Source organism: Gryllotalpicola daejeonensis (genome assembly GCF_039538145.1).
Classification (GTDB): domain Bacteria; phylum Actinomycetota; class Actinomycetes; order Actinomycetales; family Microbacteriaceae; genus Gryllotalpicola; species Gryllotalpicola daejeonensis.
The window spans coordinates 681,178-705,942 of the sequence record NZ_BAABBV010000001.1 but is presented as its reverse complement, the minus strand read 5'-3'; the positions used below and the strand labels follow the sequence as shown (position 1 = coordinate 705,942).

The following is a 24,765-nucleotide window of genomic DNA, read 5'->3' as shown; positions in this document are numbered from 1 at the left end:
AGTCTTAGCGGTTCGGCTTCGTTGAGTGAATCGACCTCCCAGAGTCTGAGCGGCTCTGCGTCGACGTCGGTGAGTGAATCGACGTCCGAGAGCTTGAGTGGGTCTGCTTCGACCTCGTTGAGCGAGTCGGGCTCGCAAAGCTTGAGCGGGTCTGCGTCGACGTCGATAAGTGAGTCCGCTTCGGAGAGCTTGAGTGGTTCCGTGTCGACTTCGGCAAGCGAGTCGACCTCGGGCAGTGTGAGTGCATCGGCATCCACGTCAACAAGCGAGTCGACGTCCGAGAGTCTGAGTGGTTCGCTGTCTACATCGCTGAGCGAATCGACTTCGGGCAGCCTCAGTGGCTCCGCGTCGACGTCGTTGAGCGAATCCAGCTCGCAGAGCTTGAGTGGTTCTGCGTCGACGTCGTTGAGTGAGTCGACGTCCGAGAGCTTGAGTGGCTCTGCGTCGACGTCGTTGAGCGAGTCGACTTCGGGCAGCCTGAGCGGCTCGGCCTCCACCTCGTTGAGTGAGTCGACGTCGGAGAGCTTGAGCGGTTCGGCATCGACTTCTCTGAGTGACTCGGCTTCGGCATCGCTCAGCGATTCTGCGTCGAGCAGTTTCAGCGACTCCGCGTCTGCATCGATCAGCGAGTCGGCATCGGCAACCGGCACGACGAGCGTCTCCGCGACGAGCGCCTCCGCGACGAGCGCTTCGCCGGCGCCCAGCGAGTCCACGACCACCGCAGACACCACCGCAGCGTCGACGAGCGGCTCCGCCTCCGGCTCGATCAGCGAGTCGGCATCCGTCACCGGGTCCGCCTCGATCAGCGAGTCCGCCTCGATCAGCGGGTCGGCCTCGACGTCGGGCAGCGAGTCGCACAGCACGGTGATCTACGAGTCCGTCAGCGGCACCCTGTCGGCGAGCGATTCCGAGTCGTCGGTCAGCGACTCGGTCATCGCGAGCATGTCGCAGGCCGAGAGCGTCGTTCAGAGCGGCTCCGCGGCGCCGGCCGATGCTCGCCAATCGCGCATCGGCTCGCTGCTCAAGTCGCTGAACATCTTCGGCAACAGGAAGTGACACCACAGCGAGTGACGCCGGCACGCAGGGGAAGGACGGGGTGTGGCGCGAGTTCGTGACAGCAGATACGCGACGCTGAGAACAAAGCTCCTGTGGACGGCGCTGTTCTTCGTGTGCTTCATGATCGGCCGCAACATCCCCGTGCCCCTGCTTCACGGCACCGTGACGGGAACCGGCACGACCAATGCGCAGCTGCTCGACATCGCCAACATCGCGACCGGCGGCAACTTCTTCTTCCCGTCCCTCTTCTCGCTGGGGCTCGGGCCGTGGATGGGAGCCGCGATCCTGTGGCGGTTCCTGTTTCTCGGGCAGATCGCCCGCGATCGCAAGATCCCGGAAGAGACCGTCAATCGCGCCCGCAACGTGCTGATGGTGATCCTCGCGATCATCCAGTCCATCAGCCTCATGACCAGGTACCAGATCGAGCCGCTGCCGTTCGGCCCGTTCTCCGGTGAGGTCAACGCGCAGATCGTGGTGGTCGTGATCTTCACGGTGGGCGCGGCGCTCGTCGCCTGGCTGGCGAACCGCAACGAGGCGCTCGGCCTCGGCGGCGTCACGATGTTCATCCTGTACCAGCTGATCATCACGGCGATGCGCAACTTCGAGACACTGCACGTCGCGGCATCCCCTGAATACGTCCACATGCTCTGGTTCGTCATCATCGCGTGCGTCTGCGTCGTCATCATCGGCGTGTTCGCGGGCAACGCCGAGATGCGGCTGCACGTGAACAAGGTGTCGATCGACAGCGGATTCATCGGCGTGTCGTATCTGCCCATCAAGCTCAACCCGGCCGGCGCGTCGCCGATCATGTACGCGCTCTCTCTGCTCGCGATCCCTCAGTTCATCGTGCATGCCGCGGGCGCGGTCATCCCCGGGGCAGCGCATGGCGCCGACCGTTTCCTCGAGGTGTGGGGCCTGAGCAGCCCGATCGGCTTCACGTTCTACCTCGTGCTGCTGTTCGTGCTGACCATCTTCTTCGGCCTCTTCACCTTCAAGCCGAAAGAGACGGCAGAGCGCATGCGCGACGGTGGCGAGTACTTCGACCATGTGCAGCCGGGGGAACCGACGCGCCGCTACATCCGCCGTCGGGTCGTTCTGCTGTCAGTGCTGAGCGGCGTCTTCCTCGTGATCTTCACCGGCATTCCGCTCTACTTCATCGGCACGTTCCCGAACCTGCAGTACCTGCTGACCGCGCCCGGCACCCTGATGATCCTGCTCGGTCTGCTGTGGGCTCTTCACGAAGAGATCGCGGACTCGCGCCTCGGCACGAAGTACGTCTTCTCGTTCCGCACGCGCTCGGGCGGTGCGACGGCATGATCCACTTCATCCCCGCCTGGTACAACGCCGAGCGCCGGTGGTATTCGACCGACCGGGTCTGGTTCAGCACCCGCGGCGCCACCGAGTCCGACGACACCGTCACCCAGTTGCGCGTCTTCCGGCAGGGCAGCGAAGAGGCGCGCCTGATCGTCCTGAACTACGTGCCGAGCCTGCGCCGTTTCCTGCACAGTCAGAACATCTTCGACGTGCCGTACTGGTCGTTCTTCGACGAGGTGCAGGGGCTCACCGACGACTACACGCGCCCCATCGACTTCCTCGAGCTCGAGTGGCCCGAGGATGTCAGCTTCCACTACAACCCATTCATCGTCACCGTCATGCGCGAGAGCGAGGTCTATGCGCGCGTCTACCTGTCGAAGGACGGCACGTTGCAGTCGATCCGCTTTTACGGGGCCGGGATGCCTGCACTGGAGCGCATCTATGACGACCGGGGATTCCTCTCAAGTGTTCTCATGCACGACGAGGCCGGCCAGCCGATGACGCAGTACTACCTCTCACGCGGCGGCGATGTCATCGTGAGCGAAGACGTGCCGACCGGGCGTATCGACGTCGTGCAGAACGAGGGGGAGCGGTTCAGGCATCCCTCGTACGACAACTGGGAAGCGCTGATGGCCGAGTTCCTCGGCGCGCACCTCGGTGCGCGCGACGGCGAGCACGACACGGTGGTGGTCGCGGTGTCTGAGCAGCACAACGAACTGGTGACGTCCCTGCTCACCGACCAGACGCTGGTGCTGTCGCGCTCGGCGGCACGGCAGGCCGTGGCATCCGGTGAGGTCATCCAGCGCGCGGGCGCCGTGTTCGCCGGCGTCGGGCAGCGGGAGTCGGACGCCGGCGACCCGCTCGACGACTGGGCACTGCTGCCGGTCGTTCCGGTCTATCCGCTCGAGCGCCGGCCGACCTTCGGCGCGAGTGCCAACGAGGCCAAGGTCTACATCTCGCTGTTCGTCGACGACATCCCCCTCGACGAGCTGGACTACGCGATCGCGATGAGCGCAGGTCAGCTGGTCGGCGACGACCACACCCGGTTGCTGGTGTGCACGTTCCGCTCGCAGGACCTCGACTTCCTGCGCGAGGTGCGGCGTGTCATCGCCGGGTACCAGCACCTCGACACGGCGTTCTTCGAGGCAGACGAGATCGCTGCCCTCGGCGTCGACGTCGGCATCGCGGAAGAGCCTGAGGAGAAGATCCAGCTCACCTTCATCGACCGCGAGGCCGACCTGACGCAGACGATGATCAAGTCGCGCGTGCTCGTCGATCTCGGCGAGACGGTGAATCATCGCCTCGCGACCGAGGCCGTCAACGCCGGCGTGCCTCAGATCAACCGCTACGAGCAAGAGCTCGTCACGCATCCGATCAACGGCTTTGTCATCGGCGACATCTCGGAGCTGGCGACGGCGCTCGAATACTTCCTCGAGGGCCTCGAGCACTGGAACCAATCGCTGGTGCAGTGCCGCGTGCTGCAGGATCTGTTCCGGGCGCAGGAAGTGCTCGACCGGTGGGATCTGATCAGAGAGGCGGTGGCCTATGCGGGTCCTTCAGATCGGGCGTGACGACTGGTCGGCCGCTGGCGGCTTGGGCGCCCGCGACGAATGGGTGTTCGTCGACGCCGGTGACGAGAGCGGCTTCGACGCGAAGCTGATCGGGCGCATCGCGGTGACGGTGCTGGATGCCCCGTGCGAGCTGCGTCTGCTCGAGCAGCTCGACGCGGTCATCTCGCCCTACGCGCTGCTCGTGGCCCGAGAGCTGGAGGTCGGGTTCGACGACGAGACGCGCCGCTTCCTGGCGCGCAAGGCGGCGAGCTTCATCGACGTCTCCGATCGGCAGCAGGTCATCGCCGAGCTGCCGCGCAAGTACTTCCCGAAGCCCTTCGGGCAGAAGCTCGAGATCCGGCGCGCGCAGGTCTCGCCGTTCCATACGACCGGCTGGTCGTTCGAGGGGAACTCGTACGTCGTGGCCGACGTGGATCGTGACGAGCTGCGCCAGCTCGTGCTCTGGCGCGAGAACATCGCCTATCAGAGCGACCGCCCGCTCGAGCTGTGGCCCGAATATCTGAAGGACGAGGGCTGCGAGATCGAGCTCTGCGTGCAGCTGATCCAGAGCGGCTCGCCCGACGTCATCACCTTCCAGCGCAACTACACCGAGGCCGAGCTCGCTGAGCCCATCATCATCGACGAGCCGACGAGCGGATATCTGGCCTGCTCGGTGTTCGCCAAGGGAAAGGGCCGGGTCAAGGTCGGCCCCATCCATTATCGCCACACCCGGTTCGGGGCCGGCCAGTTCGTGCCGGGCGGCCAGCGACTCGTCGACAGCAATCGCGAAGAGCTCTTCTACTTCTTCCACCCCGGCAACCTCGAGCCGCCGCTCAACATCTACTTCGCGGGTTACCGCCCCGCCGAGGGCTTCGAGGGCTACTTCATGATGGAGCGCTTCGGGCACCCCTTCCTGCTGATCAGCGACCCGCGCCTCGAAGGCGGCCGCTTCTATCTCGGCAGCAGCGAGCTCGAAGACCTGCTGCTGCGTACGATCCGCGGCCTGGTGCGCGACCTGGGATTCGAGGAGAAGGATGTCATCGTCTCGGGCCTGTCCATGGGGTCGTTCGGCGCGCTGTATTACGGCTCGCAGCTCGACGCGCTGGCGATCATCGCGGGCAAGCCGATCGTCGACCTGGGCTACGTCGCGGAGCGCGGCCGGCTTGTGCGACCGGGCGACTTCTTCACCATCTTCGACATCGTGAACTTCTGGGACCGGTCCGACCACGGCGCAGACGAGGCGACGCCCGACGCGTTCACGACCCATCTCGTCGATCGGTGGAACGGCGAGCCGGGCTTCGGTGACACCAAGATCCTGCTGTCGTACATGGAGCAGGACGACTACGACGATCAGGCCTACTACACCCTGCTCAACTCGCAGACGGGCAAGCCCACCTCGGTGATCGCCCGCGGCTACCAGGGCCGTCACAACGACGACAGCGCATCGATCGTCACCTGGTTCGTGAACCAGTACACGCGCACCATCGAGGAATACCGGGGGGCCCGAAATGGCACCCGCTGAGATCGCGACAGTGCGCTGGGGCAGCCACAAAAGCGCGGATTCGCTCTACGGCTCGGCGCTGACCATCAGCCCGGCGGGCGAGGTGAGCCTCGTCAACCATCTGATGCCCGGCGGCACCACGATTCAGGAGTGGTACTCGGTCACCGACTACCAGTCGGTGCGCGACACCCCCGACCTGCCGCTGCTGCATGCGGGAAGGACCTATCGCGTCGCGGCCCAGGTCACGTCGGTTCCCGAGGGCACGCTGGTCTTCGAGGCGCGCTTCTTCGACCGCTTCGATGCGCTGGTCGGCGTGCAGGTGCTGCATGCGCCCGATTGCGAGTTCGAGTACCCGGGGGATGCCCACCACTATGCGATCCGCATGGTGAACGCCGGCTGCGACGAACTGCACTTCACATCGCTGGCGCTGCTGGAGGTGGACGGGAATGGCTGACACCCAGGCCAAGAACCGGCGCCTCGTGCAGCGCATCGCCTCGTATGAGAGTCAGATGCGGGCTCTCAGCGACGACCAGCTACGGGTGGCGACGGCGGGGTACCGGGCGCGGGCGCAAAAAGGCGAATCTCTCGACGCGCTGCTGCCGGAGGCATACGCGGCCCTTCGCGAAGCGGCCCTGCGCATCGTCGGCAAGTTCCCTTACGAGAACCAGCTGCTCGCGGCGATCGTCATGCACCAGGGCAACATCGCGGCGATGAAGACCGGTGAGGGCAAGAGCCTCACGGCGACGCTGCCGCTCTACCTCAACGCCCTCAGCGGGCGCGGCGCGATGCTCGTCACGGTCAACGGCTACCTCGCGCGCCGCGACGCAGAGGAGTTCCGGCCGCTCTTCGAGTTCATGGGCCTGAAGCTGGCCATCGGCGTACCGGAGGCCGGCGCGAACGACTTCTCGGTGGCGGAGAAGAAGGAGATCTACGCCGCCGACGTCATCTACACCACCAGCGACAAGGTCGGGTTCGACTACCTGCTCGAGAATCTCGCCGGCACGAGCGAAGACAAGTACCTGCGCCCGTTCAACTACGTGCTGATCGACGAGGCCGACGCGATCCTGCTGGACCTCGCGCAGATGCCGCTGGTGATCTCGGGCTCACCGCGGGTGCAGTCGAACCTGTACCCGATCGCAGATGCATTCGTGGCGACGCTGCGGGAAGACATCGAGTACGAGTACGACGAGAGTGACGGCGTGGTGACCCTCACCGAAGAGGGAATCGCCGCCGGCAACCGGTTCTTCCACGTGCCGAATATCTACGCGCCCGAGTACTTCCAGCTGAACCGCCACATCTTCCTCGCGCTGCGGGCCCGCACGCGCTTCCAGCCGCTGCGCGACTACATGGTCGTCGGCGACCAGCTCGTGCTGCTGAGCTCGGTCACCGGCCGCCTGCTCGAGGGCAACAAGCTGCAGGGCGGCCTGCACCAGGCGATCGAAGGCCGCGAGGGTCTCGAGATCACCACGGAGAACCGCGCGATGGCCTCGGTCACCTATCAGAATCTGTTCCTCATGTTCGACAAGATGGGCGGCATGACCGGCACGGCCAAGGGGTCAGAGAAGGAGCTGCTCAAGACCTACGGCACCGCTGTCGTCGAGATCCCGACGTACCGCCCGGTCATCCGCGTCGATGAGCCGGATGTCGTCGTCGCGACGATCGACGAGAAGGAGCAGCTCGTTCTGGACTATGTCGAAGAGGTGCGGAAGACGGAGCGCCCGATCCTGCTCACGACGGCCTCGGTGAACAGCTCGATCAAGTTCTCGCAGTACCTGCTCGACCGCGGCATCGAGCACAACTTGCTCAATGCGCTGAGCGAGGCGAAGGAAGCGGCGATGGTGCGTGAAGCCGGGCGCAAGGGGGCCATCACGGTGGCCACGCTGATCGCCGGCCGCGGCACAGACATCAAGGTCGAGCCCGACGCCAAGGAACTCGGCGGTCTCGTCATCATCGGCACCGAGAAGTTCCCGAACCAGCGGGTCGAAGGCCAGGTGCGCGGCCGCGCGGGACGTCAGGGCGACCCGGGGTCGAGCCGCTTCTACGCGTCGCTCGAAGACGACCTGTTCGTCAAGTTCGGCTCGGTGAAGCAGAAGGATCTCGGCAAGAAGCGCCGCAGCCCCGCCACCATGCTGCGGCTGCTGAACCGGGCACAGCGTGCCAGCGAGGACTCGGCGAGCGGTGCCCGGAAGCTGTCGAAGGACTTCGACATCGCGATGGCCCGCCAGCGCGACCTCGTCTACGCCGTGCGCAACGAGATCATCACGGGCGAGCCGATCACGCGCCGGGAACTCGATGCGATCGCGAATGAGGTCTTCACCGATGCGGTCGCCGCCGGCGTCGGCGCCGACTCCGGGTCGCTCATGCGCTACATCTTCGACAACGTCAGCTACCACCTGCCCGAGGGCTTTCATTCCGTCGATCTGGCGAACGGCGAGGCGGTCAAGGGGTTCCTGGCCGAGATGTTCGCGCAGGAGATCCAGCAGAAGGCGGACGCACTCGGGGACGACACGATCTACACGCGCTTCCAGAACATCTGCTTCCTCAAGTCGATCGACGTCGCCTGGATCGAGCAGGTGGACTTCCTCGAGCAGCTCAAGACCGTCGTGCAGAACCGCAACCTCGCCCAGCACAAGGTCGAGTACGAGTACCGCCGCGAGGCCTACTTCGCGTTCGAGGAGATGAAGAAGCGCATCAACCGCGACATCGTGCGGCTGCTGTGCCTGAGCCGCATCGAGCAGGGCAGCGACGGCGCCCTCGTCATCCAGTTCGCGTAGGGCAAGCATCCGTGCGTGTCTTCAACATCAACAAGGCGATCGGCCTCGCCTCGAGCGGCGTCGAATACGCGCAGGTCTACCGGCGCGAGCTGTTCGCCGGCATCCCTGCCGTCGACGACTACTACGTGTTCACCGACTACATCCCGACGAACCTCAGCGTCTTCACCGATCGTCTCGGGTTCCGCCGCGACCAGGTGCTGTGGATCTACGACCTCGTCGCCGGGCGCACGACGCGTCCGAGCACGCTGACGGTCGACGACTACCTGGCGCGCGTCGGGCAGCCGCACGAGGTCGCGCCCGCCATTCCCGAGTACACCGACGTCGCGCTGACGGGTTCACCCGTCCGCTACCGCATCAGAACTGTGATCGGCGCCATTGTCGATCGCGTCGAGACGATCGTCGGCGACCGGATCGTGCGGATCGAGCACTACGACGAGACGCTGCACGACATCGAGTACTTTCACGACGGTCGGCTGGTGCGCCGCGTCTTTTACACCGACGACGGCCGCGTCGCCGCCGAGCAGTTCTATCGGAACGACGAGATCCTCCGCACGCTGATCACGAGCGCGTCGCCGCTCTACACGCAGCGGCTGCGCGCCGGGCGCGAGCGCCCCGTCACCTTCGGCGGCGATCTCGTGCTCGAGGGGCGTGCTCAGTTCTTCCAACTCGTCTTCGCGCAGCTGTTCAGCCGGCCCGACGACGTGGTGATCGTCGACCGCGCCCTGGATGTCATCGACGGCATCTACCCGGTGATCGGCGCCCACCGCCTGTACTCGATCGTGCACGCCGAGCACTTCGACCCGCGGCAGCTGGAAGACGGCGTGCTGCTGTGGAACAACCACTACGAGTTCGTGTTCACCCGCCCCGACCTCGTCGACGGATTCATCGTCTCGACGCACCGCCAGCAGGAGGTGCTCGAAGCGCAGTTGGCCGAGCGGATGCCTGAGGGTTCGTTCAGCGTCGCTCGCATCCCCGTCGGGTTCGTCGCCGCGCCCGCGTCATCGCCCGAATACGAGCGGTTCGCCCTCGTCACCGCGAGCCGCCTCGCCGACGAGAAGCACCTCGATGTGCTCGTGCGCGCCGTCGCAGCTGCCCGGGCGACCCTTCCCGAGCTTCGTCTCGACATCTACGGCGAAGGCAACCGCGAACCGCTGCTCGCCGTCATCGAGGAGACGAAGAGCCAGGAGTTCATTCGGCTCATGGGGCACCAGAAGCTCGAGGGGCTGCTCGGCCCCTACGGCCTGTACGTGTCGGCGTCCACGTCTGAGGGCTTCGGGCTCTCGATGCTCGAGGCGATCGCTGAGGGCCTGCCCATCGTCGGCCTCGACGTCGACTACGGAAACCGCGAGATGGTCGAGTCGGGCGTCAACGGCCGCCTCGCGCCGCACACGAACGCCGAGGGCGACGCCGCGGCGCTTGCCGACGCGATCGTCGAGGTGCTCACCGACGCGCCGCTCGACGAGCTGCGGGCGGCCAGCCTGCGCAAGGCCGAGGAGTTCACGGCCGCACAGGTGCGGCAGCTCTGGGAAGACCTCCTGTTCGGAGGCGCCCCGTGCTAGCGCTCTTCGACAGCTTCGATGAGGCCACGCGGCAGCTGACTCGGTCGCTGCACGCCGCAGGCATCCCGTTCACGCCCGTCGTCATCACGTACCAGGGGGAATTGCCCGACGACGCCCTGTGCCCGTTCGTGGCCTACACGGGGCTTCCGCGCACCGGGCGACCGCTGTTCTTCAACGAGGTGCCGGTGCCGCCCTGGTGCGAGATCAGGCACGGCCGTGAAGAGCACGGCGAGATCCTGCGTGACGGATTCCTGCTCGGCCGCATCAACTACGAGGCGAACTCGTTCCGGCAGGTCGAGAGCGTCGACTGGCTGCTGCCCGACGGGGCGGTCAGCCACACCGACCTCTACGACCGCTACGGCAGCAGATACGCGACGCGGTACTGCAGCAACGGAGCCGCCTACCAGACCGTTTACAGCGGGCCGGGGGAGTGGACGATCGAGGTCGACCACGCGACCCGCGTCATCGTGCTGCGCTCGGCGACGCGCGTGCTCGCCTTCGACTCTCTGACGCAGTTCGTCTCGTTCTTCATCGATGACCAGCGGATTCCCCACGACAGCCTCCTCATCAACTCGCTGTCATACCCACTGTTCGTTGCGCGCGCCCGGGCGACGCACCCGAACACCACGCTGTTCTGGCAGGAGCCGATGCCCGGTGCGGTGCCCGAGAACATGGCGCTCGAGCTCGAGCTGCCGACGGCGCTCAGGCGCATCGTCTTCTTCGACGAGGCGCTTCGTGCCAAGGTCGCCGCGCATCACCCGAATACCGCGGTCGAGCTCGCCTATCTGTCGCACCTCGACCAGTTCGCCGAGAAGCGCGACTACGACCCGCGCCGCGCGTTCATCCTGACCGCGAGCGACGAGATCCCGGGCCTCGTCGAGCTGCTCGAGGCGTTCCCCGACGTGACGATCTCGGTTGCGGCGATGACGCTCATGAGCGCGAAGCTGCACGACCTCGCCGCACGGTACCCGAACCTCGTGCTGACGCCGACGATCAACCACACCGGCATCCGCACGGAGCTCGAGCAGGCATCGGTCTACCTCGACATCAACGCAGGGCCCGAGGTGCTCGACGTGGTGCGCGCGGCCTACCACCTCGATCTCGTCGTGCTGGCGTTGGGCGCTCAGGCGAAGGCGCCCGACTTCTCGCTCACGTCGGCCACGGTGGACGAATTGAAGGCGCGGGTGGATGCCGTCACGAGCACGCGCTCGGCGCGCAGCCGCGCCCTCGACGAACTGCACACGCAGCACGGACCGCTGTCGACGGCGGAGGACTGGCGGCCGCTCTTCCTCTAGCCCTTCGGGAACGCGGAGTGAAGCTCGGCGAGCCAGGTCGTCGCCGTGGAATCCGACGGCGCGCGCCAGTCGCCGCGCGGCGACAGCGAGCCGCCGGCGGCGACCTTCGGGCCGTTCGGCACCGCCGTGCGCTTGAACTGCGCGAAGCCGAAGAAGCGCTTCAGGAACACCTCGAGCCAGGCGACGACCTCGTCGGCCGAGTACTCGACCTTCGCGTCGTCGGGGAATCCGGCCGGCCAGGTGCCGGTGGAGGCATCCGCCCACGTCTTCGCAGCCAGCCACGCGATCTTGCTGGGCCGCAAGCCATAGCGCAGCACGTGGAAGAGCGCGAAGTCGTGCAGTGCGTAGGGGCCGATGGTCTTCTCGGTCGACTGGGCGACGCCGTCCTCGCCCGCCGGAACGAGCTCCGGGCTGATCTCGGTGGCGAGCACGCGCTCGAGCACCTGCGAGACGTTGGCCTCGAACAGCCCCGAGCTGCTCACCCAGCGGATGAGGTGCTGCATCAGCGTCTTCGGCACTCCAGAGTTCACGGCGTAGTGCGACATCTGGTCGCCCACGCCGTAGGTCGCCCAGCCGAGCGCGAACTCGGACAGGTCGCCGGTGCCGACCACGATGCCGCCGCGCTGGTTCGCGATCCGGAACAGGTAGTCGGTGCGCAGACCGGCCTGAACGTTCTCGAAAGTCACGTCATAGACGGGCTCGCCATTGGCATACGGATGCCCGATGCGACGGAACATCTCCTCGGCGGTCGGCTTGATGTCGAGCTCTTCGAAGGTCACGCCGAGGGCCTCGGCCAGCGCGTAGGCGTTCGACTTCGTCTGGTCTGAGGTCGCGAACCCGGGCATCGTGACCGCGATGATGTCGCTGCGCGGCCGGCCGAGACGGTCGAGCGCCTGGGCGCAGACCAGCAGCGCGTGCGTCGAGTCGAGGCCGCCCGAGACGCCGATCACGAGCTTGGGACCGCCGATCGCCGACATCCGCTGCTCGAGCCCCGAGACCTGGATGTTGTAGGCCTCGTAGCAGTCCTGCGCGAGCCGCGCCGGGTCGTCGGGCACGAACGGGTACCGGTCGACGGCCCGCTCGAAGCCGATGTCGCCGGTCGGCGGGTTCAGCTCGAAGGGCACGCGGCGGAACTCGGCGATGCGCTCGTCGAGTGCGCGCCGGTTGTCGTCGAAGGTGCCCTGGCGCAGGCGCTCCTGCCGCAGCAGCTCGACATCGATGTCGGCGAGGGCGATGCGCGGCCCGTCGGGGAAGCGGTCGGTCGCGGCCAGCAGGCGCCCGGTCTCGTAGATGAGTGTCTCGCCGTCCCAGGAGAGGTCGTTGCTCGACTCGCCCATGCCCGCGGCGGCATACACATAGGCGGCCAGGCACCGCGACGACGCGGAGCGTGCCAGCAGCTGCCGATCGTCGGCCCGCCCGACGGTGATCGGGCTGCCCGAGAGGTTGAGCAGTACCGTCGCGCCTGCGAGCGCCGCCTCGGCGCTCGGCGGTACGGGAATCCACATGTCCTCGCAGATCTCGGCGTGCAGCACGAGACCGGGCACATCGGAGGCCTCGAAGAGCAGCTCGGGCCCGAACGGCGCGGACTGGCCCGCGACGGTGATTTCGCCGCCGCGCTGGTCGTCGCCCGAGGCGTACCAGCGGCGCTCGTAGAACTCGCGGTAGGTCGGCAGATAGGACTTGGGCGCGACCCCGAGCACGCGGCCGCGGTGGATGACGACCGCGCAGTTGAAGAGGCGGTTGCCGTGGCGCAGCGGCGCGCCGATGACGAGCACGGGCATGAGGTCGACGGATGCCTCGGCAATGCGAGCGAGAGCGGAGTCGACCCCGTCCAGCACGGCGTCCTGCAGCACCAGGTCGTCGTGCGCGTAGCCGGTCAGGCAGAGCTCGGTGAACACGGCGACGGCGACGGATTTCACGTCGCAGACACGCGCCTGCTCGAGCAGCCGCTCAGCGTTCGCGGCAGGGTCGGCGATCACGAGCGGGAAGGTCACTGCGGCGACGCGGGCGAAGCCCTGGGCGTAGGCCCCGGCAGCGGCCCCCAAGGCGCGTGCTTCCGTCAGGCGTTCAGACATGGAGAACCCGGTCTGTCATGCAGCAAGTCTGGCAGACCGGGTTCAGGCGCGACGCGAGGCTGGCGCGCGACGCGCTAGGCGGTGTAGCGCTCGGGCTCCTGCTCGTCGCGGTGCAGGTAGGAGGGCGCCGTGGGCAGCGGCATCGCCTGGGTCGGCGTGTCGACGGTGCCGGTGGGCTGAGCGGTGGGCGCCGGGGCGGCAGTAGCCGGGGTGGCAGTAGCCGGGGTGGCAGTAGCCGCTGCCGACGCGTGCTTCTCGTGGTGCTGCCGTGCGACCCACTTCTCCTGCTCGGCGTCGAGCTGCGCGTCGGGGGTGCTCGACTCGAATCGCCAGCGCTCGAGATCGCCGGCGAAGATGCGCTTGGCGCGGCCGGGCTTGTTCTGCCACTCGATGAGCCGATCGCGGAACTCAGCGACGACCGGGTCGAGCTGGTAGCCGAAGGTCGCCGAGTTGCGCTTCATCTCGGCGAGCTGGTGGCTCGCCCAGTTCGCGGCGACGCCTGCGCCCTTGATCGGCAGCAGGCGCACCTGGATGTCGGCCTGGCCGACGGCGCGGTCGCTGAGGACCTGCTCGCCCGGAGTCAGCGAGTTCCAGACGGATGCCTCGGTGGCGGCATCCACCAGCGCGGCGATCGCCGACGCCTTCTGCTGGCGATCGGTGCGTGCGAGAACTCCGCGGACAGTGCCGCGGGCGATCCAGGCGGCGATGAGACCGGAGACCACGATGCCGATGAAGAGCACCGCGATGGCGAAGAGAAGGGGCTCATTGCTCGGGTCGGTGAGCCAGCCCGTGAAGTCGTTCCATAGCTGCATGCGGTGAGAGTACGACGAGCGCTGTCGCCGCTCGGGAACGATCTGCGGCGTGCCGTCGTTTGAGAGCATGGACATGACTTCACGAAAGGGGTCCCCATGCAGACCTTCGTCCTCGCGGGCGGTTGCTTCTGGTGTCTCGACGCGGTCTATCGCACGCTTCGCGGTGTCAGCGACGTCATCAGCGGCTACACCGGCGGCTCGGTCGCGAACCCGAGCTACGAGCTCGTGTGCACCGGAACGACCAATCACGCCGAGGCGGTCGCCGTCACCTTCGACGAGACCGAGATCCCGGCATCCATCATCCTCGACGCGTTCTTCACGCTGCACGATCCGCGCCAGCTGAACCGGCAGGGCGCCGACGTCGGCACGCAGTACCGCTCGGCGATGTTCTATGCGGACGACGAGCAGAAGAAGCTCTTCGAAGAGGCCATCGCGCGCGCGAACGACATCTGGGGCGGGGGAGTGGTCACGACTCTTGAGCCGCTCGGCGAGTTCTATCGCGCCGAGGACTACCACCAGGACTTCTTCGCGAAGAACCCCGGCCAGGGCTACTGCCTGGCGGTCGCCGTGCCGAAGGTGAACAAGGTGCGGAAGGCATTCGGCGAGTACGTGCGCGTCGCGTAGTTCTGGGGCTCTTCCCCAGCACAGCCCCCGGATCGGCGGAGTCATCCCCGATCCGGGGGTTTCGTCGTTCGCGGGGATGCCTTCCCCGGTCACACTCGTGGAACCGCGCCGCTTCGGCGCCGATCAAGGAGGTTCCGCAATGAGTTCGAGCATCACCGTGCGCGGCTTCGCCGCGACCCAGCCCAAGTTCGTGATCGTCAACGGTCTGAGCATCTCGAGCTTCCGGCTCGGGTCGTCAGAGCGCCGCTTCAACCGCGCCACCGGCGCGTGGGAGAACGGCCCGACGAGCTGGTTCAGCATCAGCTGCTTCCGTGAGCTCGCGACCAACGCGTTCGCGAGCATCAACAAGGGCGACCCGATCATCGTGACCGGTCGGCTGAAGGTCAGCGAGTGGAGCGCGGGTGACAAGTCCGGGCTTGACGTCGAGATCGAGGCAGACGGCATCGGCCACGACTTCCGCTGGGGCAAGGCGGTCGGGTTCGCCAAGAACAATGGCAAGCCGAGCGGCGGGAAGGACGACGGTGCGCAGCCCGTCGAAGACGAGCAGACGCCGCCCGATGAGCAGTCCGTCGGCAGCGACTGGGGCGCCATGCAGCTCGGGTCGGCGACCGTGGCGGATGCCGGCGAGCCGGCCGGCCTCGCGCTGGTCGAGTTCGACGACGAGACGGGCGAGGTGCTCGACGAGCCGGTCGCGGCGACACCGCCGTTCTGAGAGGCGCGGTGTCTAGACTCGACCTCAGTCGGCCGCCCGGCCGGCGTGTGAGGGGGAGTCGTGCAGTTCGGTCGCGTGGCAGTCGTCGGTGCCTCTGCCGTGCTCGCCCTCACGCTGGCCGGCTGCACCGCGGCCGCAGCTCCGCAGGGTGCGGCGCCCACGCAGACGTCGTGGTCCGAGGAGCCGTCGACAGGCGGAGACTCGGGCACGGGTGCGACCACCTTCGACGCGAAGGGCACCGCCGCGTCAAACCGGGCTGCGTTCGACGCGGCGATCACGCGCGTCGTCGCGAAGAATGCGAAGGCGAGCGGCTCGGCGGTCGCCGCGTCCCTCAAGTCGGCGGGCTTCCCGATGAACGCCACCCAGATCACGGCAAGCAAGACCTCGGCCGACCTGCAGCCGGGCTCGATCATGGTCGGCGTCAAGGTCGGCGCCGACTGCCTGGTCGGCCAGTGGGGCAGTGCGGTCGACGGCTACCACTCGACGATCACGCCGGTGCTCGCCTCGGGCGGCTGCCTCATCGGCGGCATCCCGCCCGTCGGCTGAGTGATCGAGATTCAAGAATGATCGATGACATCATCTCGGGGCTGGTAGACGGCGTCGCAGAGAACGCATTCTTCAATGCTGCGTGGAAGCGGCGTGCTCGGCTGGCTCGTGAGGACGGCAAGGCGCTCAGCAGCCTTCGCGTCAAAGAAGGCACGGTTGCCGGGCTGTCTGGTCGTTGGCGGACCATGGCGGTTGCGCCTATGAAGGGTGCGATCCGCTTCGAGCTGACGGGGCTGCGCGTGCAGCATGCGAGCGTCCGTGAGCAACCCTTGACGTTGAGCGACGTGTTCTGGGTCGGGCCGCCATCGCCCGTGGTCCTTGAGTTGCGTTCAGAAGATGTCGCTGTGGAGTGGGCGCTGGGGCGAGACGATGCCGCTTGGGCGCTGGCGCAGCTCGCGACCGAGTAGACACGTCGCGGGCGCGGCATCCCGGCCGTCGGCTGAGTGCCGGGCGCGCCAGCCCTTTAGAGTCGATCAACGTGGCTGACTACATCTAGCCACACCTATTTCAACAATGGCGCTGTTTGCGAAGGTGAACTCTCGAAGCGATCGGTTGTTGATTCGTCGGCGTAGAAATACTGGTCTATGTCGAGGGATGCCTGAGCGCGCGCGAGCCAGGCAATAGCGCCTGACTCCAGCCAAATGCCCTTGGCGGCGGTGTCGGCATCACCGTGGACGGATTGAACGTACTGGACGCTGACGCTCGCGCCGCGCTGCGCGAGCAGGGACAGCCGGTCTGCTAGTTCGTTGCCGAGTTTCATCACGGCCTCGCCGAGCTGAAGGTTGAGCGGCTGCTCGTCAGAGTTACCGAGGAAATAGCTAACGGAGTTCCATTTCGAAGCTGGTCCGTTTGGAGTGGATTGTTCCCCAAGGCGCCGCGTTTCGTCAGGTGTGCGCTGAAGCACCCGAACGATCTCCTCGACGCTGATCGCGGGGTCCTCTAATGACACGGACAGGCATGCGTAGTTCTTGTCTCGGTCGAAAGCCACAGCACGAGTGTGGCGCAGTAGCGCCCGAAATTGCCGGCGCACATGATCGGTAGGCTTGGACGTTGGAACGTGAAGCGAAGAGAGAGCGTGTAAACGACTTGGCCGATTACATCTATTCCATGGTCCGCGCCCGCAAGGCCGTGGGCGACAAGGTGATCCTCGACGACGTGACGATGGCGTTCCTTCCGGGCGCGAAGATCGGCGTGGTCGGCCCGAACGGTGCCGGTAAGTCCACCATCCTCAAGATCATGGCGGGGCGCGACCAGCCGAGCAACGGCGAGGCTCGCCTGAGCCCGGGCTACTCCGTCGGCATCCTCATGCAGGAGCCCGAACTCGATGAGGACAAGACCGTCCTCGAGAACGTGCAGCAGGGTGTCGGCCCGATCAAGGCCAAGGTCGACCGCTTCAACGAGATCTCCGCCGCGATGGCAGACCCCGACGCCGACTTCGACGCGCTGCTGGCCGAGATGGGCACCCTGCAGGAAGAGATCGACGCGGCCGACGCCTGGGACCTCGACTCGCAGCTCGAGCAGGCGATGGACGCGCTGCGCTGCCCGCCGTCTGACGCGATCGTGAGCGTCCTCTCCGGTGGTGAGAAGCGCCGCGTCGCGCTGTGCAAGCTGCTGCTCGAGAAGCCCGACCTGCTGCTGCTCGACGAGCCCACCAACCACCTCGACGCCGAGAGCGTGCTCTGGCTCGAGCAGCACCTCGCCAAGTACCCCGGCGCCGTGCTCGCCGTCACCCACGACCGGTACTTCCTCGACCACGTCGCCGGCTGGATCTGTGAGGTCGACCGCGGTCGTCTCTACCCCTACGAGGGCAACTACTCGACCTACCTCGAGAAGAAGGCAGAGCGCCTCGAGGTGCAGGGCAAGAAGGACGCCAAGCTCGCGAAGCGCCTCGACGAGGAGCTCGCCTGGGTGCGCAGCAACGCCAAGGGCCGCCAGGCGAAGTCGAAGGCACGTCTCGCCCGCTACGAAGAGATGGCGGCCGAGGCGGAGCGCACGAGGAAGCTCGACTTCGAGGAGATCCAGATTCCGGCGGGCCCGCGCCTCGGCGACATCGTGATCGAGGCGAACGACCTCAAGAAGGGCTTCGGCGACCGCGTTCTCGTCGACGGGCTGAGCTTCACGCTTCCGCGCAACGGCATCGTCGGCGTCATCGGCCCGAACGGTGTCGGAAAGACTACGCTGTTCAAGACCATCGTGGGCCTCGAAGAGCTCGACGGCGGCACGCTCAAGGTCGGCGAGACCGTCAAGATCTCCTACGTCGACCAGAGCCGTGCCAACATCGACCCGAACAAGACCCTGTGGGAGGTCGTCTCGGGCGGCCTCGACTACATCCAGGTCGGCAAGACCGAGGTGCCGAGCCGCGCCTACGTCTCGACCTTCGGCTTCAAGGGCCCCGACCAGCAGAAGAAGGCGGGTGTGCTCTCCGGTGGTGAGCGCAACCGGCTGAACCTCGCTCTCACGCTCAAAGAGGGCGGCAACCTGCTGCTGCTCGACGAGCCGACTAACGACCTCGACGTCGAGACGCTCTCGAGCCTCGAGAACGCGCTGCTCGAGTTCCCCGGCTGCGCGGTGGTCATCACCCACGACCGGTGGTTCCTCGACCGCATCGCGACGCACATCCTCGCCTACGAGGGCACCGAAGAGAACCCGGCGAACTGGTACTGGTTCGAGGGCAACTTCGAGGCCTATGAGGAGAACAAGGTGCAGCGCCTCGGTGCAGACGCCGCCAAGCCGCACCGCAGCACCTACCGCAAGTTGACGCGCGACTGATGGCTGAGGACGCAACGGTGACGGATGCCGCAGCTGCGGCATCCCGTCGCATTCATGTCCCCACGGTCATGCGCTTCAGTGACCTCGACGCGTACGGCCACGTCAACAACGTCGCCATGCTGCGCTTCTTCGAAGACGCGCGTGTGCAGGCCTTCTGGGCAGGCGACCCCGACGAAGAGGGCCACGTCGATCCGGGCCCGTTCGCGGACACGGCGGTGCTCAAGTCGAAGCCGGGCGAGGGCACGCTGACCGTGCTCGCGCATCAGGAGATCGAGTACCTGGCGCAGATCCCGTTCCTTCGCTCGCCGCTCGACCTGCAGCTGTGGATCGGGCGCATCGGCGGCGCGAGTCTCGACATGTACTACGAGATCTACTCGCCGGTAACCGCGAAGGAGCGCGTGCTGTACGCGCGTGCTGCGACGACGCTCGTGCTGGTGGATGCCGAGACCGGCCGGCCACGCCGGATCGGCCCCGACGAGCGCGCTGCGTGGGAGCCCTACGTCGGCGAGCCGCTGCAGTTCCGGCGCGGATCCACCTCGCGCTAGACACCCGCGGCGGCCGGGAGCACCATGGCCGCATGCGCGAGGTAATCAGCACGCCGGAAGCGCCGGCGTCGCCGCTGTACAGCCAGGCCGTCAAGGCCGGGGGATTCCTGTATGTCTCGGGCCTGGTCGGTGTCGACCCGGCCCGAGGCGTCGTTGCGGGTCCGACCATCCAAGAGCAGACCCGGCAGGCGCTCAAGAACTGCGAGGCGGTCGTGCGCGCTGCGGGCGGCACCCTCGACGACGTGGTCGAGGTGGGCATTCTGCTCGTCGACCCCGACGACTTCGCCGGCATGAACGAGGAGTACGCGCGGTGCTTCCCGCACGACCCGCCCGCCCGCTACGCGGCGAAGCTCGGTGCGGTGCTGCCCGGCATCCTCATCTCGATCCGCCTGACGGCGTACCTGGGCTAGTGGCTACGCGCCGAACTCGAGGTTGTCGCCGTTCACCGTGACCGTGACCTCGTCGAGCGGCAGCGACGCCGGGCCGTGGATCGCCTTGCCCGTGAAGGCGTCGAACTTCGAGCCGTGACAGGGGCAGTGCAGCTCGGCGCCGGCGGCCGCGACGACGCATCCCTGGTGGGTACACACGGCCGTGTGTGCGACGAACTGGCCCGACTTCGGCTGGGCGAGCGCGACGGCCGGGTCCGACTGGGACCCGGTCTGCACCACGACAGAGCCGCCGACCGGCACCTTGGACGCGGCGACGGAGAGCTTCCCGGTGGCATCCTTCGTCGGCGTCACCGCACCGCCGGTGTCGCCCGGCGCCTGCCCGTTCGTGGGCGAGCAAGCCGCCAGAGAGACGGCGGCCGCACCTGCGGCAGTAAGAGAGAGGGCTGCGCGGCGGGTGAGCTGGCTCATGTGCTGATCCTCGGTCGGGCGGCTATTCGTGGGCTGTGTGCTGCTCGGGAACGCGCAGCATGCCCTCCTGCGCGACAGTCGCGGCCAGCGCGCCGTCCTGCCGGTAGATGCGGGCGTGCGCGAGCCCTCGGCCTCCCTGCGCGCTGGGGGCGTCTTCGACGTAGAGCAGCCACTCGTCGGCGCGCGCCGGCCGGTGCCACCACATGGCGTGGTCGAGGCTCGCCATCTTGATGCCAGGCGTGGCCCACGCGACGCCGTGGCGCCGCAGCACCGGCTCGAGGATCGTGTAGTCGCTCGCATAGGCCATCGCGGCCCGGTGCAGTACCGGGTCGTCGGGCAGGGTGCTCTTCGCCTTGAGCCAGACGGCCTGGTGGGGCGTCCGCTCGCCCGAGTCGTCCACCGGCAGATAGACGGGCGCGTCGATGTAGCGGATGTCGAAGGCGCGCGCCTCCGTCCAGAAGTGGGCGGCCGGGTGCTGGATGCCGGCGAGGTGCTCACTGACGGTCGGCAGCGACTCGGGCTCCGGCACGTCGTCTGGCATGTCGACCTGGTGGTCGACGCCGCCCTGCTCCACCTGGAACGACGCGATCAGCGACATGATCGGCACGCCGGCCTGGAACGTCTGCACGCGCCTGGTCGAGAACGAGCGCCCGTCGTGGATGCGGTCGACGCCGAGCGTCACCCCGAGCTTCACGTCGCCGGGGCGCAGGAAGTAGCCGTGCAGCGAGTGGATCATGCGGTCGTCGGGCATCGTGCGCGACGCGGCGATGATCGACTGCGCGAGCACCTGCCCGCCGAAGACCCGCCCCATGGGCATCCACTGGCTCGGCGCCGTGAAGATGTCTTCGTTGGTGCGCGCACCCGTGTCGGTGAGATCCAGAGCCTGCAGCATCGCGGAGACCGGGTCCATGTCTCGTAGTCTATTCAGTGCCCATGAGTTCGACTTTCTCGCTCGACGACGCCCTTGCCGTCTCCGACCTGCAGACCTATCTCGGGCGCGCCGGGCGTGTCGAAAACGGATCGGTGCGCCTCGTCGCCTCTGCAGGTGTCCTCGCTGCCTACACGGCGGTGCTGTACCCGCACGGCCTGCTCGACCAGACGCCGACGGTGCTCGGCCTGCGCACCTTCCGCACTTCCCCCGAGGTCGAGTTCGACGCGGTCGTGCCGACGCGTTCCCTGCTCGACAGGCTGGCGCGGGCCGAGCCTGGCGAGATCCGGCTGCCGCTCGAGGTCTCGACCGTCACGTGGGCGGGCATCTCGCCACCCAGAGGCGGCTGGCAGCGCGTGGGTCAGACGGATGCCTCACTGCTGCAGCGCGTCGCCGCAGACGGCATCGCCGAGGTCGCCCGGGCGATCCCGGAGGGCACAGGCGAGCAGCTGGTGTGGCGGGTGCGCGGCTCGGTGTGGGGCGCTCCGATCGACGAGCTGGGCGACGTCGCCGCGGGCGTCGCGTTCGCGGCCGATTCGCTGGGCTTCCTCGGCGATGCGGGCGAAGAGATCGCGATCTTCGAGACCGGCCCGTGGACGAGGCTCTCGATGCGCCGCGGGCACGTGCTCGTGAAGCGCGCGGCGTGGTCGCTGCGCGGCTGAGCGTCTACAGCGCCGCCGCGACGGCGCGCCCCGCGATGCGCCCGCTGAAGAGGCACCCGCCGAGGAAAGTCCCCTCGAGCGCGCGATAGCCGTGCACTCCGCCGCCGCCGAAGCCGGCCACCTCGCCGGCCGCGTAGAGCCCGGGCAGCGGCCGACCATCAGCCCGGAGCACGCGCGCCGACAAATCGGTCTGGATGCCACCGAGGCTCTTGCGCGTCAGGATGTGCAGCTTGACGGCGATCAGGGGCCCCGCCTTCGGGTCGAGGATGCGGTGCGGCGTGGCGACGCGCCCCAGCCGGTCGCCCAGGAACGTGCGGGCATTGCGGATGCCGGCGAGCTGCGGGTCCTTGCTGTAGGGGTTCGCGAGCTCACGGTCGCGCTCGGTGAGCTGCTTCTCGATGAGGGCGGTGTCGAGCGGGGCATCCGTCTTCGCCAGCATCCCCTGGAACAGCTCGGGCAGCGTGTCGGCAACCACGAAGTCCTCGCCGTGCTGCTTGAACGCCTCGACGGGCGCGGGCGCGCCGGGCGTGACCCGGCGCAGCACCCGGCCCCAGTCCTTCTCGGTGAGGTCGGGGTTCTGCTCGCTGCCCGAGAGGGCGAACTCCTTCTCGATGATCTTCTGCGTGAGCACGAACCAGGTGTGGTCGTAGCCCGTCTTCTGGATGTGCTCGAGCGTCGCGAGCGTGTCGTAGCCGGGGAAGTTCGGCGCGGGCAGCCGGCGCCCCACCGCATCGAACCACATCGACGACGGGCCAGGCAGAATGCGGATGCCGTGCATCGGCCAGATCGGGTCCCAGTTGACGATGCCCTCGGTGTAGTGCCACATGCGGTCGGTGTTCACGAGCCGCGCGCCGGCCGCGGCGGCGATCTCGAGCATGCGGCCGTCGACGTGCGCCGGCACGCCGGAGATCATCGTCGCCGGGGGAGTACCGAGGCGCTCCGGCCACGCCTTCCGCACCAGCTCGTGGTTGCCGCCGATGCCGCCGGTGGCGAGTATCACGGCGTCGCCACGCAGCTCGAAGTCCGCCACGACCTCGCGATTCGAGGACTTCCCGCGTGCGACGTCGTCATCGGCGAGCACAGCACCGCGGATGCCTGCCACCGCACCGCTCTCGACGATGAGCTCGTCGACCCGGTGCCGGTGGCGGAACACGACGCGCCCGGCAGCGGCCGCGGTCTTCACGCGGTCGGCGAAGGGCTGCAGCACGCCCGGGCCGGTGCCCCAGGCGATGTGGAAACGCGGCACGGAGTTGCCGTGACCGCCCGCCGAGCCACCGCCGCGCTCGGCCCAGCCGACCAGCGGGAAGATGCGGATGCCCTTCGAGCGCAGCCAGGCGCGCTTCTCACCGGCGGCGAACTCGAGGTAGGCATCCGCCCACCTTCTGCCCCACTCGTCGCTGTCGCGGTCGAATGCGGCAGACCCGAACCAGTCCTGGCGCGCGAGCTCGAGCGAATCGTGCACGCCGAGGCGGCGCTGCTCGGGGGTGTCGACGAGGAACAGGCCGCCGAACGACCAGAACGCCTGGCCGCCGAGCGCCTGCACCGGCTCCTGGTCGACGATCGTGACGCGCTTGCCCGCCTCGAGCAGCTCGCAGGCGGCGACGAGCCCCGCGAGCCCGTGGCCGACGACGATCGCGTCGGTGTTCTCAGCATCGGGCCCCGTTGCCCTCACAGAAGTCACGCCTCGAAAGTATTCACCATCGCGTGGGCGGCGCGCTCGAGGTAGGCCCAGAGTGTCGCCTCGTGCAACGGCGACAGCCCGAGCGAGTCGACGGCGGCGCGCATGTGCGCGAGCCACCGGTCGCGCGCTTCGGGGTTCACCTTGAAGGGCTGGTGCCGCAGCCGCAGACGCGGGTGGCCTCGCTGCTGGGAGTAGGTCGTCGGTCCGCCCCAGTACTGCTCGAGGAACAGGCGCAGGCGCTCTTCGGCCGGCCCCAGGTCTTCCTCGGGGTACATCGGCTTCAGCACCTCGTCGCCGGCGACGCCCTGGTAGAAGGCATGCGCGAGCCGGGCGAACGTCGCCGAGCCGCCGATCTGCTCGTAGAACGTGGCGGGGTCGGCCGGCTCCTGCTCGATCGTCACAGCTCCTCCTCCGGCGGGTTCACCTGGGGCGGTCCGCCCGTCGGCTTGCGGCGCACGCTGCGCTTCTTCGGCTTGGGCGCCTCGGCCTGCACCGGCGGGATCGGCCGGGTGCGCGGCGGGTGAGCGCCGTTCACCGACGCCACGCTCTCGAAGCCGCTCAGAATCGGGTTCGACAGCGCCGGCACGGTCACGCCCGCCTCGCGCGCCGCGGCGAACACGCGCGCGTTGAGCTCGCGGGCGACGTCGTCGCGCGCGGTCGAGCGGGTCTTGACCGCCACGCGCAGCACGATCATGTCGTCGGCGACCGATTGGATGCCCCAGATCTCGGGCTTCTCGACGATGCGGGGCCGCCACTTGGTCTCGCGGGCAAGGGCCTCTGCGCTCTCGAGCAGCTTGCTCTGCACCTCGTCGACGTCGTTGTCGTAGCCGACGGCGACGTCGACGATGACGCGGGTCCAGCCCTGCGACAGGTTGCCGACGCGCAGGATCTGTCCGTTGCGCACGTACCAGAGGGTGCCGTTCACGTCGCGGATCTGAGTGGTGCGAATGCCGACGGCCTCGACGACGCCGTCGGTCGCGAGACTCACCATGCCGGCCTCGACGATGTCGCCGACGCCGAGCTGGTCCTCCATCACCATGAGCAGGCCGTTGAGGATGTCACCGATCACGTTCTGGGCGCCGAAGCCGAGCCCCGCGCCGATCGCGGCGGAGAGGATCGCGAAGGACGCCAGCACGTCGGGGGCCAGCACGTGCAGGATCAGCAGCAGGGCGATCACGGCCACCACGACGTTGGCGATGTTGGTGAGCACCGAGCCGAGCGTGCGGGTGCGCTGCACCACACGCACGGTGGCGATCGGCGAGACCTGCAGCGCCTGGGTCGTCTCGACGCCCTGTGCCTTCTTCACCGTGCTGACGATCCGGTGCACGATGTGGCGGATCGCGATGCGCAGGATCCACGTGGCGATGATCGCGCAGATCGCGATCAGCACGGCGGAGCCGAAGCGCCAGAGCACGGTGCCGAGCGGCGTGTGGAAGAAGTCGGTCAGCCCTGCCCAGAAATCGGTGGTCGCGGTGTCTACGGGAGTGGCACTCTTCATAGTCGGC

The 24,765-nt window shown here is 67.6% G+C and carries 25 protein-coding genes; 16 read left to right on the top strand and 9 right to left on the bottom strand.

Annotated elements, in window-relative coordinates:
- On the bottom strand, positions 1-788 hold a 788-nt coding region (locus ABD736_RS03540), incomplete at its 3' end, for a hypothetical protein (protein WP_425554985.1).
- A 76-nt stretch (positions 789-864) separates the two neighbouring features.
- On the opposite strand from ABD736_RS03540, the gene ABD736_RS03535 reads away from it, so the two are divergent.
- From ABD736_RS03535 to ABD736_RS03500, 8 genes are read left to right on the top strand one after another with little or no spacing between them, the layout of a single operon-like run.
- The gene (locus ABD736_RS03535) at positions 865-1,056 is read left to right on the top strand and encodes a hypothetical protein (RefSeq protein ID WP_344790354.1); all 192 of its coding nucleotides are present in this window, start codon (positions 865-867) and stop codon (positions 1,054-1,056) included.
- A gap of 42 nt (positions 1,057-1,098) precedes the next feature.
- Positions 1,099-2,373: an accessory Sec system protein translocase subunit SecY2 gene (gene secY2 / locus ABD736_RS03530; RefSeq protein WP_344790353.1), complete on the top strand. Its 1,275-nt coding sequence runs from the start codon at positions 1,099-1,101 to the stop codon at positions 2,371-2,373.
- Positions 2,370-3,941, top strand: a complete 1,572-nt coding sequence (gene asp1, locus ABD736_RS03525) for an accessory Sec system protein Asp1 (protein WP_344790352.1) — start codon at positions 2,370-2,372, stop codon at positions 3,939-3,941. The genes secY2 and asp1 overlap by 4 nt, the downstream gene beginning before the upstream one ends.
- On the top strand, positions 3,916-5,442 hold the full coding sequence (asp2, locus tag ABD736_RS03520) for an accessory Sec system protein Asp2 (RefSeq protein ID WP_344790351.1): 1,527 nt from the start codon (positions 3,916-3,918) through the stop codon (positions 5,440-5,442). The genes asp1 and asp2 overlap by 26 nt, the downstream gene beginning before the upstream one ends.
- A 10-nt stretch (positions 5,443-5,452) precedes the next feature.
- Positions 5,453-5,875, top strand: coding sequence for an accessory Sec system protein Asp3 (gene asp3, locus ABD736_RS03515; RefSeq protein WP_344790349.1), 423 nt, complete (start codon positions 5,453-5,455; stop codon positions 5,873-5,875).
- On the top strand, positions 5,868-8,195 hold the full coding sequence (secA2, locus tag ABD736_RS03510) for an accessory Sec system translocase SecA2 (RefSeq protein WP_344790348.1): 2,328 nt from the start codon (positions 5,868-5,870) through the stop codon (positions 8,193-8,195). Before asp3 ends, secA2 begins: the two co-directional genes overlap by 8 nt.
- A gap of 11 nt (positions 8,196-8,206) precedes the next feature.
- Positions 8,207-9,754 carry a glycosyltransferase gene (locus tag ABD736_RS03505; RefSeq protein WP_344790347.1) on the top strand — a complete coding sequence of 516 codons (1,548 nt, stop codon included), beginning with the start codon at positions 8,207-8,209 and terminating at the stop codon, positions 9,752-9,754.
- Positions 9,748-11,049, top strand: coding sequence for a hypothetical protein (locus ABD736_RS03500; RefSeq protein ID WP_344790346.1), 1,302 nt, complete (start codon positions 9,748-9,750; stop codon positions 11,047-11,049). Before ABD736_RS03505 ends, ABD736_RS03500 begins: the two co-directional genes overlap by 7 nt.
- Here ABD736_RS03500 and ABD736_RS03495 read toward each other — a convergent pair.
- Positions 11,046-13,124, bottom strand: coding sequence for an NAD(+) synthase (locus ABD736_RS03495; RefSeq protein ID WP_344790345.1), 2,079 nt, complete (start codon positions 13,122-13,124; stop codon positions 11,046-11,048). The genes ABD736_RS03500 and ABD736_RS03495 overlap by 4 nt on opposite strands.
- A gap of 74 nt (positions 13,125-13,198) precedes the next feature.
- A complete protein-coding gene (locus ABD736_RS03490) occupies positions 13,199-14,011 on the bottom strand; it encodes a hypothetical protein (RefSeq protein WP_344790344.1) in 813 nt (270 codons plus the stop codon).
- A 21-nt stretch (positions 14,012-14,032) separates the two neighbouring features.
- Between ABD736_RS03490 and msrA the strand changes: the two genes are divergently transcribed.
- From msrA to ABD736_RS03470, 4 genes are all read left to right on the top strand, one after another.
- Positions 14,033-14,560 carry a peptide-methionine (S)-S-oxide reductase MsrA gene (gene msrA, locus ABD736_RS03485; RefSeq protein ID WP_344790343.1) on the top strand — a complete coding sequence of 176 codons (528 nt, stop codon included), beginning with the start codon at positions 14,033-14,035 and terminating at the stop codon, positions 14,558-14,560.
- A 139-nt stretch (positions 14,561-14,699) separates the two neighbouring features.
- Positions 14,700-15,272 (top strand): single-stranded DNA-binding protein, encoded by a 573-nt coding sequence (locus ABD736_RS03480; RefSeq protein ID WP_344790342.1) that lies wholly within the window; start codon positions 14,700-14,702, stop codon positions 15,270-15,272.
- Positions 15,273-15,332: 60 nt separating this feature from the next.
- Complete coding sequence (locus ABD736_RS03475) at positions 15,333-15,818, top strand: DUF6993 domain-containing protein (RefSeq protein ID WP_344790341.1); 486 nt, start codon at positions 15,333-15,335, stop codon at positions 15,816-15,818.
- Between the two features lie 17 nt (positions 15,819-15,835).
- Positions 15,836-16,225, top strand: coding sequence for a hypothetical protein (locus ABD736_RS03470; RefSeq protein WP_344790340.1), 390 nt, complete (start codon positions 15,836-15,838; stop codon positions 16,223-16,225).
- Positions 16,226-16,320: 95 nt separating this feature from the next.
- Here ABD736_RS03470 and ABD736_RS03465 read toward each other — a convergent pair whose 3' ends face one another.
- The gene (locus tag ABD736_RS03465; RefSeq protein ID WP_344790339.1) at positions 16,321-16,806 is read right to left on the bottom strand and encodes a hypothetical protein; all 486 of its coding nucleotides are present in this window, start codon (positions 16,804-16,806) and stop codon (positions 16,321-16,323) included.
- A gap of 98 nt (positions 16,807-16,904) precedes the next feature.
- Here ABD736_RS03465 and ettA point away from each other — a divergent pair, with 98 nt between their 5' ends.
- The 3 genes from ettA to ABD736_RS03450 are packed head-to-tail and all read left to right on the top strand — an operon-like array spanning position 16,905 to position 19,542.
- Positions 16,905-18,587 (top strand): energy-dependent translational throttle protein EttA, encoded by a 1,683-nt coding sequence (gene ettA, locus ABD736_RS03460; protein ID WP_344790338.1) that lies wholly within the window; start codon positions 16,905-16,907, stop codon positions 18,585-18,587.
- Positions 18,587-19,132 (top strand): acyl-CoA thioesterase, encoded by a 546-nt coding sequence (locus ABD736_RS03455; RefSeq protein ID WP_344790337.1) that lies wholly within the window; start codon positions 18,587-18,589, stop codon positions 19,130-19,132. Before ettA ends, ABD736_RS03455 begins: the two co-directional genes overlap by 1 nt.
- 32 nt (positions 19,133-19,164) lie before the next feature.
- Positions 19,165-19,542 (top strand): RidA family protein, encoded by a 378-nt coding sequence (locus tag ABD736_RS03450; protein ID WP_344790336.1) that lies wholly within the window; start codon positions 19,165-19,167, stop codon positions 19,540-19,542.
- A gap of 3 nt (positions 19,543-19,545) precedes the next feature.
- On the opposite strand, the gene ABD736_RS03445 is transcribed toward ABD736_RS03450, so the two are convergent.
- Together ABD736_RS03445 and ABD736_RS03440 are read right to left on the bottom strand one after the other, a co-directional pair.
- Positions 19,546-19,989 carry a QcrA and Rieske domain-containing protein gene (locus tag ABD736_RS03445; protein WP_344790335.1) on the bottom strand — a complete coding sequence of 148 codons (444 nt, stop codon included), beginning with the start codon at positions 19,987-19,989 and terminating at the stop codon, positions 19,546-19,548.
- Positions 19,990-20,011: 22 nt separating this feature from the next.
- Positions 20,012-20,899, bottom strand: a complete 888-nt coding sequence (locus tag ABD736_RS03440; RefSeq protein ID WP_344790334.1) for an acyl-CoA thioesterase — start codon at positions 20,897-20,899, stop codon at positions 20,012-20,014.
- A 23-nt stretch (positions 20,900-20,922) separates the two neighbouring features.
- On the opposite strand from ABD736_RS03440, the gene ABD736_RS03435 reads away from it, so the two are divergent.
- Positions 20,923-21,579 (top strand): DUF8185 domain-containing protein, encoded by a 657-nt coding sequence (locus ABD736_RS03435; RefSeq protein WP_344790333.1) that lies wholly within the window; start codon positions 20,923-20,925, stop codon positions 21,577-21,579.
- Between the two features lie 4 nt (positions 21,580-21,583).
- Here ABD736_RS03435 and ABD736_RS03430 read toward each other — a convergent pair whose 3' ends face one another.
- Genes ABD736_RS03430 through ABD736_RS03420 form a run of 3 tightly spaced genes read right to left on the bottom strand, consistent with a single transcriptional unit; the run spans position 21,584 to position 24,758 of the window.
- Positions 21,584-23,251 carry an FAD-binding dehydrogenase gene (locus ABD736_RS03430; protein WP_425555021.1) on the bottom strand — a complete coding sequence of 556 codons (1,668 nt, stop codon included), beginning with the start codon at positions 23,249-23,251 and terminating at the stop codon, positions 21,584-21,586.
- A gap of 5 nt (positions 23,252-23,256) precedes the next feature.
- Entirely contained in the window at positions 23,257-23,655 is a 399-nt protein-coding gene (locus ABD736_RS03425; RefSeq protein ID WP_344792199.1) for a globin, read from the bottom strand.
- 2 nt (positions 23,656-23,657) lie between these two features.
- Entirely contained in the window at positions 23,658-24,758 is a 1,101-nt protein-coding gene (locus ABD736_RS03420; protein ID WP_344790331.1) for a mechanosensitive ion channel family protein, read from the bottom strand.
- Between the last annotated feature and the right edge of the window lie 7 nt (positions 24,759-24,765).